General features: G+C 51.3%; 10 protein-coding genes. 6 read left to right on the top strand and 4 right to left on the bottom strand.

Annotation, left to right across the window (positions count from 1 at the left end; genetic code table 11):
- Positions 1 to 66 precede the first annotated feature (66 nt).
- Entirely contained in the window at positions 67 to 1,095 is a 1,029-nt protein-coding gene (locus AACT35_RS02730; protein ID WP_099238792.1) for a hypothetical protein, read from the top strand.
- Here AACT35_RS02730 and pyrC read toward each other — a convergent pair.
- From pyrC to AACT35_RS02745, 3 genes are read right to left on the bottom strand one after another with little or no spacing between them, the layout of a single operon-like run.
- Positions 1,092 to 2,135 carry a dihydroorotase gene (gene pyrC / locus AACT35_RS02735; RefSeq protein WP_099238794.1) on the bottom strand — a complete coding sequence of 348 codons (1,044 nt, stop codon included), beginning with the start codon at positions 2,133 to 2,135 and terminating at the stop codon, positions 1,092 to 1,094. The genes AACT35_RS02730 and pyrC overlap by 4 nt on opposite strands.
- Before the next feature lie 55 nt (positions 2,136 to 2,190).
- Complete coding sequence (locus AACT35_RS02740; RefSeq protein WP_099238796.1) at positions 2,191 to 3,087, bottom strand: branched-chain amino acid ABC transporter permease; 897 nt, start codon at positions 3,085 to 3,087, stop codon at positions 2,191 to 2,193.
- 1 nt (position 3,088) lies between these two features.
- On the bottom strand, positions 3,089 to 4,039 hold the full coding sequence (locus tag AACT35_RS02745; RefSeq protein WP_012307704.1) for a branched-chain amino acid ABC transporter permease: 951 nt from the start codon (positions 4,037 to 4,039) through the stop codon (positions 3,089 to 3,091).
- A gap of 138 nt (positions 4,040 to 4,177) precedes the next feature.
- Here AACT35_RS02745 and AACT35_RS02750 point away from each other — a divergent pair, with 138 nt between their 5' ends.
- The 3 genes from AACT35_RS02750 (at position 4,178) to argC (ending at position 7,782) form a co-directional block, all read left to right on the top strand.
- Positions 4,178 to 5,473 carry a PAS domain-containing sensor histidine kinase gene (locus AACT35_RS02750; RefSeq protein WP_099238798.1) on the top strand — a complete coding sequence of 432 codons (1,296 nt, stop codon included), beginning with the start codon at positions 4,178 to 4,180 and terminating at the stop codon, positions 5,471 to 5,473.
- A gap of 837 nt (positions 5,474 to 6,310) precedes the next feature.
- Entirely contained in the window at positions 6,311 to 6,565 is a 255-nt protein-coding gene (locus AACT35_RS02755; RefSeq protein WP_099238800.1) for a hypothetical protein, read from the top strand.
- Between the two features lie 158 nt (positions 6,566 to 6,723).
- Complete coding sequence (gene argC / locus AACT35_RS02760) at positions 6,724 to 7,782, top strand: N-acetyl-gamma-glutamyl-phosphate reductase (RefSeq protein WP_012307707.1); 1,059 nt, start codon at positions 6,724 to 6,726, stop codon at positions 7,780 to 7,782.
- On the opposite strand, the gene AACT35_RS02765 is transcribed toward argC, so the two are convergent.
- A complete protein-coding gene (locus AACT35_RS02765) occupies positions 7,779 to 10,028 on the bottom strand; it encodes an ATP-dependent helicase (RefSeq protein WP_099238802.1) in 2,250 nt (749 codons plus the stop codon). The two genes, argC and AACT35_RS02765, sit on opposite strands and share 4 nt — an antisense overlap.
- A 398-nt stretch (positions 10,029 to 10,426) precedes the next feature.
- Between AACT35_RS02765 and AACT35_RS02770 the strand changes: the two genes are divergently transcribed.
- The gene (locus AACT35_RS02770) at positions 10,427 to 11,554 is read left to right on the top strand and encodes a septal ring lytic transglycosylase RlpA family protein (protein ID WP_254047987.1); all 1,128 of its coding nucleotides are present in this window, start codon (positions 10,427 to 10,429) and stop codon (positions 11,552 to 11,554) included.
- A 37-nt stretch (positions 11,555 to 11,591) separates the two neighbouring features.
- Entirely contained in the window at positions 11,592 to 12,575 is a 984-nt protein-coding gene (locus tag AACT35_RS02775) for an ABC transporter ATP-binding protein (protein ID WP_099238804.1), read from the top strand.
- Positions 12,576 to 12,861 lie beyond the last annotated feature (286 nt).

Consider the following 12,861-nt stretch of genomic DNA (forward strand, 5'->3'; position numbering starts at 1 on the left):
TTTGCAATCGTTACATCGTTACCCGTCCAAATAAGCCCCCGTACACCAATAAGATTTAGGAAGTGAATGGTCAAAGCAATTGAACAGGTTCGTCGAGATTTAGCCACCATTAGTGAGCGGGTAGTGGGGGTGCGTGAAGCCCTGACCAGCGCCTATGGCGATTACCTCAATTGCCTCGGAGATAGCCTCAAACGTCAATTGGTTCTCGCCAGTTACCAACTCTGCACCCAGATTTATCCTCAAAAGTTTTTGCAACTTTCCCATAGTCAGCGGCAAGCCCTGCAACAGGAACTACGCCAACAGGGAATCGATCTCCAGACACGCCTACACACCCTCCTAACGGAGCCAGAGGATCAGCCGAGTGAAGTGGAATCGGAAGTGATGGCCGAATTTTTTGTTGATACTGGCGATATGGAAAATAGCGAGGATCTTGATCAAGAATTGTTTGAAGTGTTTGAAAGCCTCGATCAGGCGATCGCCACCGATGAGCCGCCAGAAGACAAAATAGATAAAGATGATCAACTACCAGCCCAACTCGAAGATAAAGAAAAGCGGCGGGAATTGTCCCAGTTGGCAGAGCGCATCGCCGATAGTTTAGCCGAAATGATGCAGGGGCCTGCGGTAGAGGTCTCCACCGATGAAAATAGCCCAGACTATTGGCTCGAATGGTGCAAAACCACTGAAAAACGTATTCGTCGCACCCTTAACCAAGTCTCCCAAACGGTTAATCACCAGCTCCAGGATGCCAAGATTCTCCCGGAAAATATTCCGAGCACCGTCCTCGATATGGCGATTCAAGCCGATAATCAACAGCATGGCGGTCAGATGCCGAGTCATTTAGTAAACGTCATCATCGAAGCTGAACTAGGTAAGGAAAAGAAGAAGAAAAAACACCGTACTCACCTAACCGCTGTGCACCTGAAAGTTTCAGAAGTTGAGTTTACGGAACCGGAAGTTTCGGCCCAGCGCCGCCGTCTCCGGGAACAGGTTGATAAGCTCCGTAATTTGCAAAAGTATTACCAAAAGGCAAAACAGGATTTGGCGATCGCCGAAGCCGAAGCCGCCTGGCGCGCCAGTTGGTACGAAAATTCCTAGGCGACTGCTGGGGTAAATTTCCAGCTCAATTCCTGGCCAGCCCAAAGGGGCACGAGACTCGATTCCGGAAAAGGCAGCGCGTCGGGAATCTGCCAAGGGGTTTTCGTTAAGGTGATTCTTTCCGTATTACGGGGCAGTTGGTAAAAATCCGGCCCATGGAAACTGGCAAAACCTTCAAGTTTATCTAGGGCATCTGCTGCTTCAAATACCGTGGCGTATAGCTCTAGGGCATGGAGTGCTGAATAACACCCCGCACAGCCACAGTCACTTTCTTTGCGATCGCGGCCATGGGGCGCACTATCGGTGCCGAGGAAAAATTTGGGATTGCCAGAGGTTGCCGCTTCTAGCAGGGTTTCCCGGTGGGTCTCTCGTTTCAAGATCGGTAAACAGTAGAAATGGGGCCGAATGCCGCCCTGGAAAATACTGTTGCGATTGAACAGCAAATGTTGGGGGGTAATCGTCGCCGCCACTTTTTCATCGCTCGCCAGGACAAATTCCACTGCATCTTTGGTGGTGATGTGCTCTAAAACAATGCGTAACTGCGGAAAGCGTTCCTTCAGGGGACGGAGATAAGTTTCGATAAAAACTTTTTCCCGGTCAAACACATCCACCCGATGATCGGTCACCTCTCCATGGAGTAGCAGGGGTAGATCAACCGCTTGCATCGCCTCAAACACCGCATCACATTTGCGGATATCTGTGACGCCAAAGTCAGAGTTGGTTGTGGCACCAGCGGGATAATATTTCACCGCTTTGACAAACCCTGATGCTTTCGCGGCCTGAATTTCAGCAGGACTGGTATTGTCCGTGAGGTAGAGGGTCATCAGGGGTTCAAAGGTTCGCCCTGGGGGAATGACGGCCAAAATGCGATCGCGATAGGCAGCGGCCTCAGCAACGGTACGCACGGGGGGCTTGAGGTTGGGCATCACAATGGCCCGGGCAAATTGACGCACCGTATCGGGCAAAACAGCCTTGAGCGCTTCCCCGTCACGGAGGTGCAAATGCCAGTCATCGGGGCGAGTGAGGGTGAGTGTTTCCATATTTCAAGATAAATTCGTCAAACGAAGGGAAAAAGCGGCGATTTAACGCTAAAAATTAGATTTTAGGCTTCAAGGCAGTGGGTAAACAACGACGTAGCAGTTCGGGGGTAATCAAACCCTGGGGATAAAAAATCGTCCCCAGCAGCAAAAGCAAACCGAAAAAGATCAGCCGCGCATCCCCTAGACCCCGCAGCACTTCCGGGAGAGCCGTGAGGACAATGCCCCCCAGAATCGGCCCTAAAAAAGTACGACTGCCCCCGACCAACACAAAGGCTAGGTAGGTGATGCTGGCATCAAAGGTACCCTGGCGCGCATTCCAGGTGTTGAGAAAATGGGCGGCGATCGCCCCCACAACACCCGCTAAAATTGCCCCCAGTACAAACGCCAAGACCTTATATTGAGTTGGGTTAATGCCCATGGCACTGGCGGCGAGTTCGTCCTCACGAATGGCGTTAAAGGCGCGGCCTACTTTGGTATTTTCTAGACGCCACACTAGAACACCCACGATGATTAGCAACGGCCCCACCAACCACAGATAACCGAGGGGACTGCGAAAGGGTTGGGGAATGCCAAAAATCCCCACAGCGCCCCCGGTGATGGGCAAATTTAACGACAATACCCGGACAATTTCCACTAAAGCAATGGTGGCGATCGCCAAATAAATCCCCCGCAACCGCAACACAGGCACGCCAATGATCAGAGCAACTATTCCAGAGGCTAACCCCGCCAGGGCCATTTCCCCCAGGAGCCAAGGCAGTGGAAAGGTTGGCCCCGTAAAGGCGATCGCCTGGGTCGAGAGGATCGCCGCAATGTAACCCCCCAGGGCATAGAAACCCGGTGTCGCTAGAGAAAGCTGTCCCGCCATCAGTGGTAGGTAAACCGATATCCCCAACAGTGCCCCCAAAAGAGTCGAGACGATCAAATAGCCGTAGGTACTCAAAAATGCCGCCATCTCACACCTTTTGAATCGTTTTTTGGCCCAATAACCCCTGGGGCCGGAGCAGCAACATCCCAAACAGTAACGCAAAGGCGATCGCCTCCCGATACCCTGAAAAATCCGCTGGAATGAACGCTTCTGCCATGCCGATAATTAAACCGCCCAGCACCGCTCCCGGAATATTTCCCAAACCCCCTAGAACAATTACGCCTAATCCCTTCAAACCATAGCTAATGCCAAAATAAGGCCCCGCAATGCTCACGCTAGAACCCACCAATGTTCCCGCCAGGCCCGCCAAAGCACCGCTCACAAAAAACGTCACCCGCACCACCTGTTCCGTATTAATCCCCAAGAGACTGGCGGTTGTGCTATCCTCTGCCACCGCTTGGATCGCTTTCCCAAATTTCGTTCGGGTCATGCCATAGGTCAACAGGGTCACAACCAGTGCGGACACCGTCAAGATAATGAGCTGTACTGTCCGGATCAGAATCGGTCGCTCTGGAGAGCCAAAGTTAATCGACTCCGGCAAACCACCGTAAATATCCGCTGGAAACGTATAAATCTCTGCGCCCACCAACAGCTGAATCCCATTCACAATCACCACGGCAGCCCCCAGACTGGAGACCAAACTCAGGAGGGGATCGGCGCCCCGGAGGCGTAAAGGACGAAACGCGAGCCATTCTACTAACATCGAAACGCAGCCCGCGAAACCGCAGCCAATTAACAACGCCAAACCAAAGGGCAGGGCAAAGGGTAATTTCACCTGGGCCAAGAAGCCATTGAAGCCAAATTGTCCCCCAGCAAAGAGATAAGTGAAGTAAGCGCCTAGGGTAAAAATCGCTCCGTGGGCAAAGTTAATAATGCCAAGAATCGAAAAAACGAGGGTATAACCCAGGGCAAAAATCGCGTAGACACTACCAATGGAAAGACCATTGAGAAGTTGCTGGAGGAACAGGGTAAGATCCATGTTGTCAGGCGAAGAACGGCACGGTGGTTTCTAAATAGTAATACCACCAATGGGAAAGTCCTGCCCCATTCTCAACGCCATCATCCTGAGTAACCCCTAGCAAATAACGGCGATCGCCAAAAGCACCCGTATCAAAGCATGATTTGGATTCCGATAATCATTGGCTGTGGCACAGCAGGCATTATTTGTTTCACCTGGCAACAGCGCCAAAAGCAACAAGTCCGACAAATGCTTTACTCCTACGGTGAACATCCCAGTGACGAGCTTCTCTTTGCGCCTCTTTCTTCTCTCCGCCGGGAACTAAAAAGCCTCTACGAAGAAAAACAAGAACTCCAGGCAGAACTAGACCAATGGTATCGGGTGATCGAAAATGCCCCCTTTGGGTATCTGCGGGTTGACATGGATAATCAACTCATTTTGTGCAACCCAAAGGCCCGACAGCTCCTGTGCTTGAATCGTTGGCAGCCAGGGCAAATTCGTCTCTTGCTGGAATTAGTCCGCTCCTATGAGTTAGACCAGCTCATCGAAACCACCCGCAGCGCTCGCACCGCCCAAAGCCAGGAATGGGAATTTTTTCCGAGCCATGACGCCCAAACCCGTGCTGAAGGCCCTAACCAACCGATACACCTGCGGGGAAGCACTATCCCTTTAAGTCGTGGCGATGTGGCGGTTTTTTTAGAAAACCAAGAGCCGATTCACATCCTGAAACGTTCCCAAGAAAAATTACTGTCTGATCTGACCCACGAATTACGGACGCCCCTAACGGCGATGCGGCTCCTCGCAGAAACCCTAGAACAGCGCCTAACGGGCTTGGAATTGAAATGGGCTGGTCAAATTCTTAAGGAAATTAATCGTTTGTTTTACCTTGTCCAGGACTGGCTAGAACTGAGTCGACTAGAGTCCCACCCCCACCAAGTTTTGAGCTACCAAACCTTTGATCTGGTGCAGTTGATTAACGATGCTTGGGAAACCCTCACCCCCCTCGCCCAACAAAAACAAGTCACGCGACAATATCAGGGGCCAGACACATTAAAAATGACCGCCGATGGCGATCGCCTCACCCAGGTTTTTCTCAATCTTTTTGACAATGGCATTAAATACAATCCCGTTGGGGAGGCCATTTTTGTTACTGTATCTCCCCCTGAAGTCGATTCAGACTTCGTTACCGTAGAAGTGATCGATCAAGGCGTTGGCTTTGATCCAGAAGACTTGCCATTTGTGTTTGAGCGCTTGTACCGGGGCGACCAAGCAAGAACAAGACCGGGAGATAATACCGATTTGCGCCAGGGGAGTGGGCTAGGCTTAGCGATCGTGCAGCAAATTATTACTGCCCACGGCGGCTCAATTACCGCCCGCAATCACCCCAAATATCAAGGCGCTTGGCTAACCTTCACCCTACCGCTGCAACTGCCTAATGAGGATCTTGATATTTAATTTTCTCCCACAGGATCGTGAATAGATAAACAACGATCAAGAAATAAATTTGCACTGGCATATGATCTTCCCCCACATATCTGAACTAGATGGTGTCTCTCTGTGCTGGACAGAGACAATCAACTGCAGCGAAAAGTTGCATTCCGAAGCACCAACTTTCCCGGTGGTTAATCTTTATGCCACAGGTAAAATTGTTTTTTTGTTCCCCATAATCCGAAATTACAACTGGAAATTATGCTAAGTCCTCAGATTTTTCCCAAAGGGATCAACCTGAGACTATTGTTCGCTTTTCTTTACAGCTTTAATATTCCCATTCTTCGCTTTTTACACACACATTCAATGAAAATAAAAGCCAAAATTAGGCCGTATTTTCCCGAACCAATTAAGATCTAAAATAGATCGACCCACTTAAGGGGGACTCCCCAAGGCAGCACCTAAATGGCATTCTGCTTGGGCTTAAGGGGTTATTATTCTGTGTAGAAAACTAAAGTTTCAAAAAATTTAATTATCCCTATCCAATTTCATCCTAACATCTAACCCCCCCCTCCATTCAAGGGGGAATTTCCAGGGTAAGGTCTTTTGAGGGGCTAATGAAACTCATTTATGCCCACAATGATCACCCTTGTTCCTAGGACAAATATCGTTCGTTTGTACCTAATCATGGGGGTAAATCAATAGATTTTGGCGCGGTTGTCCTGGGCAACAATCCGTAAACTTCTATGGCAGACCCTGGTTTTTGGAATATTTTCTGTATCATTAAATACAAACATTGCAATGATTAGGCTGGCTAATCATCTATGCTCTGTATCTCAAATACTCGTCTCGGAGAAAATCCTGATGCAACGCACCCCTTCCCTTGATTTATCCAGTATTCGCTACTGCCCCAACACAACGGAACACCCCTTTGATACGGCTTTTGCGCCGGCCCAAGCAAACAGTGATTGGGTTAAGTTAGCCCAAACCCCTGAGGCGATCACCGAAGAAGAATATGCGCTTTTGTTATGTCCCCACGGAGAACAATCCTGGGTCGCTTGGCTCCCGTCCCAAGGGGAAGTTGTGCTCCACCAAGATCAACTGTGTCGCTTGATTTAGGGCCAGACTGATCGGCGAGTTTCCCTCCGAATGACAACGGTTTTTCTTGGCCACGGTGATGGCGCAAAATAAAATCGGTTGTCCTTAGCGTTTCCCTGTACAATTGCAGCCAACAAGGGCGATCGCCCCCAGGCAATGTTCAGGTAATAGCAGGATTTATGAGCAGTTCGGAAAAGGTTTCGGTCGGGATTGTCGGCGCGTCGGGCTATGGTGGTATGCAACTCGTCCGTCTGCTGAGTGATCATCCCCAAGTGGAGCTGACCTATCTAGGGGGCAACAGCAGTGCCGGAAAACCCTACGCAGAACTTTATCCCCATGTCGGCCACCGCATCAAAATGATCGTTGAGCCCATTGATCTCGATGTGATTGCCAGCCGTTGCCAGGTGGTTTTTCTCGGTTTGCCCAATGGCTTGGCCTGTGACCTTGCCCCCCAACTGATCGAACGGGGCTGCAAAGTCCTTGACCTCTCAGCTGACTATCGCTTCAAGGATCTCGACACCTATCAGGCTTGGTATAAAACAGAACGCACCGACCAAGATACGAATGCGATCGCCGTTTATGGTCTGCCAGAACTCTACCGGGATGACATTCGCCGCGCCCAACTGGTGGGTTGCCCTGGTTGTTATGTTACTGCCAGCCTTTTGGCCCTGGCACCCCTTTTCAAACAGGGCTTGATTCAGCCAGAAACCGCAATTATTGATGCCAAATCCGGCACATCCGGCGGGGGTCGCCAAGGGAAAATTAATTTACTCTTAGCTGAAGCCGATGCTTCCCTGGGAGCCTATGGAGTAGCCTCCCACCGTCACACGCCAGAAATTGAACAAATTTGTAGCAAACTCGCCAGCCAAGATATTCGCGTGCAATTTACGCCCCACCTCATCCCGATGCCCAGGGGCATTCTGGCGACAGTCTACGCAACCCTCCGGGATCCGGGTTTGGTGCGCGATGATTTACTGACCATTTACAGCGCCTTTTATCGGGCGGCTCCCTGTGTGGAAGTTCTACCCAACGGTGTTTATCCCCAGACGAAGTGGGCCTGTGGTACAAACCTCTGTTATCTAGGGATTGAAGTAGACCACCGCACGGGCCGCGTCATTGTGATGTCTGCCATTGATAATCTCCTGAAGGGACAGTCGGGCCAAGCCGTCCAGTGCATGAATATTATGCTGGGCTGGGAGGAAACGGCAGGCTTACCGCAGTTGGCGTTTTATCCTTAAATTTTTCCTTGTAAAACGTCAAAAATTGGACAGGGTTTCTGGGACTGCAATGAACTTTGGTGGGGTTTAAAGGTACTCCAGGAAAAGGGAGCTTGTTTAGCCGCAGAAAGCCACAGGAGTCGTTTGGCGCGGGTCATGGCCACGTAGAGGAGTCGGTATTCTTCTTCGGTTTTAAGCTGTTGGGCTTCTTGCCAAAGGGTCGCAATCGTCGCTGGGGTCGTTGGCGATCGCCCCTGGTCTTGGCCATGGACAAAATGACGAATTTGGGCCCGGGCCACCTGCGCCAGGTTGTAATCACCAAGGAATTGCGCCCCACTAGGCACCCAACTCATGCCGGGAATTTCGGAGTCGTGCAAAAAAGGAATAAAGACATAGTCCCAATCTAAGCCCTTCGCCTTGTGCATGGTGATCACCGTAATTTGCTGCGGGCGAGTGTAGCGGGCGTCGGTGTCGAGTTCAATGCCTTCAAAACCATCCCGGAGAAGCATTTCTAAAACTTCGAGGGTCTGGCGTAGATTTTTTTTGCCCTGGGTTTGCTGGGCGATGCGTTCGGCGAGTTTTTGCACCGTGGCGAGTTCGACATCGCGATAATCTAGGGTCATCGCCAAAAAGGGTAAGAGTTGGTAGTGGGGCAGTTGCCAGCGCGCCTGAAGCAGTTGAACACAGAGGGTTTGGGCGGCCTGGGCGGGGCCAGAGGAGAGGGCCGGGTCGAGGGGGCCTGGATAGAGAAATTTTTCGGGATAGGTGGCGAGACGGGCTAGATCTTGGGTGGGAATTTTTTGGCGATCGCCTAAAACATCAAGGGCACCCTTCAAGCAGTCAGGGGAGTGGGGCCGTTCCAGAAACCGCAGAATTTGATAAAGCTCCAGCACCAGATGGTTGGCATCATTACCGCTGCGGGCATCATAAAGGCGAATCGTTGTTGGCTGAAATCGCGCCCTTAATTGCTCAATGACAAATTTAGCCTGGCGTTGTTTGCGCACGAGAATTGCTGCACTGTGGTCTGGGTTTGCGGTTAATAAAGTTTCGAGGCGATCGCCAAGTTGTTGTACCGTCGCGTAAATATCCTGGGGGTAATGGCGTTCTACCCCCGCGCCAATGGGATCGGGATTGGCATTTTGTTGGGGGTCATGGCTGGGCACCGGGAAAATTTCTTGCCAGCGAAACGCAAACCGATCCGGCGGTGAAAGGGTGTGGCTGGCCCAGTGGAGCATCTGATTCGCCGCAGTGATAATTGGCAGGCTAGAGCGGCCCGCGTAGTGAATTTCGGCACAGTCTACGGCCTGACAAAAGCGATTGAAATAAAACGGGTCAGCGGGGGTAAAGGTGGAATTGATCGCCTGATTTGGATCGCCCACCCGCACGAGGTTACATTCTCCAGATTCGGGGGCTGTGGCTAGGAGGCGGATCAATTGCTCTTGGAGGGGACTAGAATCCTGGGCCTCGTCTTCAAAAATCCCGTAAATTTGTCCCTGCCAATATTGCTGTAACTCCGGCTGTTGCAGCACCCGGATGGCCCCTAACACCAGATCGTCGTAGTCAAGGACATTGTTCTCCTGGAGCAGTTGTTGATAATTCTGATAAATGCCAGCGGCGATCGCCAAGGATTGGTAGGGATCGTCTAGGGTTTCTCCCAGTTTGGCTACGGCCTGGGGCGAGAGATTAGAACTTTTGCTTTCATGGATCACCGTATGGGCAAGGTCTGGCAAAATTTCTGTGCTGAGGGCAAAACGGCGGCGCAGTTGCTCCGTTTTTTCCTGATCAGAGCGTGCCCCCTGACAAAGACGTTCATATTGTTCCCCATGGGCTTGAATCCACTGCTCAACGGCGGCGCGGAGGATGGGGTGATTTGCGGGAATATCCTGGAGAGAAAGGCTATCTAGATCCACGCCAGAAACCTCCGGGTGCCGACTAGCAATTTGCAATGCTAAACCATGGATCGTTTGTACCGAAAAACCCACCACAGGTAACTGGGCGGCCTTGAGGTGGGTCAGAATTTTTTGCTTAATCCCCTCGGCTGCGGCTCGCGTAAAGGTCACAATGACTAACTGTTGACCGTGGTGCAAAGACTGCCGGGCAAGGGTGAGGACAGCGGCAACGGCTAGGGCATGGGATTTTCCGGAACCGGGAACGGCGGCGATCGCCATTTCTCCAGACCGCCATTGGGCCAACGCATCTTGACCAGGGCGGAGGCCAGCGGCCAGTTGCGTTAAAAATTGCTGTTGATGCACACTAAGATGGTTCATGGGTCTCACTTACTGCCTGGAAGTTTTGTAGCGGAACGAACAAAATAGCGGGATTTTAAATTAGCTTTCGTTATCAGTGGCGATTTTTTGCATTAGTAAAAACATTAAATAAGAAATCATAATGTCGTGTTAACCAGAGATTTGCCCAGCGGTGCCTAAAGGTGGTCATAGTAAGCGCCTGGAAGAATTTTTGGGATGACGGAGGGGGGGATTTCCTGTCAATTCAGCCTCGGATTGTCGCTGAAGGCCAACTTTTTTCGGAAATTCATGGGCTATAAAACATAGAGCAATTTATCTGATGAACCTGCAATGTGACGCGGCACCTAAAACCCAGTTTCAGATTATCTCTGCTAAACAATGGGTGCTGTCTGTGATTTTTAGCTTTTCTTTTATTCTGTATGCATTTACCGAAATTCACAGGATTATTATCTACTTTGGGCGCTTCCCTGGTGATGGGCCTCGGCGCGGCAGCCGTTAACCTCGCTCCCTTTCAAACTAAGGCGATCGCCACCAGTGCCGACCCAGTCAAAACAGTGAGCCTCAACGCCCAACGGGAAACCCTAGCCGAAAATCCCCTGTGCCGTTTAGCGAGTACCCTGGATAAGGCCCCGGAAGCGCAACTCGTGGCCGATACAAACCCGGAACAACTCACGCCCCAGGTCTCTAAGTGGTGGGCCTTTAATTTATTTCAGCGATTTACCCAAAGTCTGGGCCTCGATTCTTTACTTCAGTTAGAAGTGCCGCTGGCCACTGCCCCCCTCGTCGCGGTGGTGCCTACGCCGGAAGCAACACCCCAAGCTGCTGCTGAGTCTGGGGCACAGCTGATTAGCTACGACGCAGACCGCCCCGCCACCAACCTCCAAAGCCATCAACTTTGGCTCCAGAATAAGCCCGTTGCCACCATTCGCTCCCAACAGGAGGCCGAACGGTTGGCTCAACGCCTTGAACAACTGGTGGCGATGGCGGAATTCCAAGCCACGGCGATCGCTCCGACGTTACATAAAGACAAACCGGCGATCGCCTTTGGTGATGACATTCTTTTAGTTGTGGACGAAACAATTACCCATGAGGACGTTCTCAACCATGAGATCCTCGCCATTCAGTGGGCGAATAATCTTCGCCTCGCCCTCGGTGTGCCAGCTCTAGATATGGTCACTGCCCAGCAGCAAATGTACCAGCTCGAAGAAACAGGTCAATCCCTCGAAGGACTAGCCTCCTGGTATGGCCCCTACTTTCACGGTCGCCTGACGGCCAATGGGGAAACCTACGACCAATACGCTTTGACGGCGGCCCACCCTTCGATGCCCCTGAATACCTACCTCAAGGTCACCAACCTCAACAATGACCGGAGTGTAATCATCCGCCTCAATGACCGTGGCCCCTATATTCCGCCCCGAAGCCTGGATCTATCCCTTGGTGCCGCCCGCTGTCTCAATAGCGTGGAAACGGGTGTCATTCCCTACAAGGCCACGATCATGGAACAAAAATCGCCCGAACCAGAGGCGATCGCCCCTGATATGATCTAGGTCTATCTTGAGTGCTGCCTAGGCCCGTTCCCTGACCATGCCAATTATTGAAGTCGATTCCCTCAGTAAAATCTATCCCGTCGCCCTCAAGCAACCCGGTTTTAAGGGAACCCTCAAACACTTTTTCCAGCGGCAATACCGACAAATTAAAGCCGTTGAGGAGATCACCTTTAACATTGAACCCGGCGAAATTGTGGGCTTTTTGGGGCCAAATGGGGCCGGCAAAACCACGACCCTCAAAATGCTCACGGGGCTAATTTATCCCTCCACGGGGGTAGTACGTGTGGCAGGGGCGATTCCTTTCCAGCGGCAACGGGCGTTTCTCAAGCAAATCAGCCTGGTCATGGGGCAAAAACAACAGCTCCTTTGGGATTTGCCTGCCCTCGATTCCCTCCGCATCAATGCTGCTGTCTACGACATTCCCGAACCTGTTTTTGAAGAACGCCTGGCAGAACTCAGCGCGATGCTCTCCCTAGAAGGAAAGCTGACCCAACCCATGCGTAAACTCTCCCTAGGAGAACGGATGAAGGCGGAACTCCTGGCTGCCCTATTGCACCATCCCCAGGTGCTCTTTTTGGATGAGCCGACCCTCGGTTTAGATGTGAATGCCCAGGTGGCGGTGCGGGACTTTCTGCGGGAATATAACCAGCGCTATGGGGCGACAATTCTTTTAACCAGCCACTATATGGCGGATATTACCGCCCTCTGTGAGCGGGTGTTGCTCATTTACCAGGGAAAACTGATCTACGATGGCAATTTAGAAAAGTTACTGGATCGCTTTGCGCCCTATCGAGAAGTGCGGGTCGAATTAACAGAAACCTATTCCCGCGAGGCCCTGAGCTTTTTTGGAGAAGTAGAACACATCGATGGTCAAGCGGTACGTTTTTTGGTAAAGCGAGAAAATTTGACCCAGAGCATCGCCAAAATCTTAGAAAATTTGCCCGTAGCGGATCTCAGCGTCAACGATCCTCCCGTTGAAGAAGTAATTGGCCGGGTGTTTAGTGAAGGCATCGTCGCCTAGGGGCAAAGTACAGCATTATTTTTCGCTGATATTTTCAAAAAGGCGATCGCCTTTCTGATTTCCAGAAAACCAAGGGCTAGAGCAGTAACCCAGAGAGTGACATACTCCCGGCGCTGCTCTACGAGACAGCACGGGCTTCTTAAGTCGCCTTAAGAGATTCCTGCTTCAAAGCCTCCCTACTGGGCGTAGCTCCACAGGATTGAACGGTCTGTCCAACCGCTACACTTCGACATGCTTCGACAAGCTCAGCAACATGCTCAGTGCTAGCTAGTCCACGATTGCGAAT

The organism is Synechococcus sp. BDU 130192 (assembly GCF_963876085.1).
GTDB lineage: Bacteria > Cyanobacteriota > Cyanobacteriia > Cyanobacteriales > MRBY01 > MRBY01.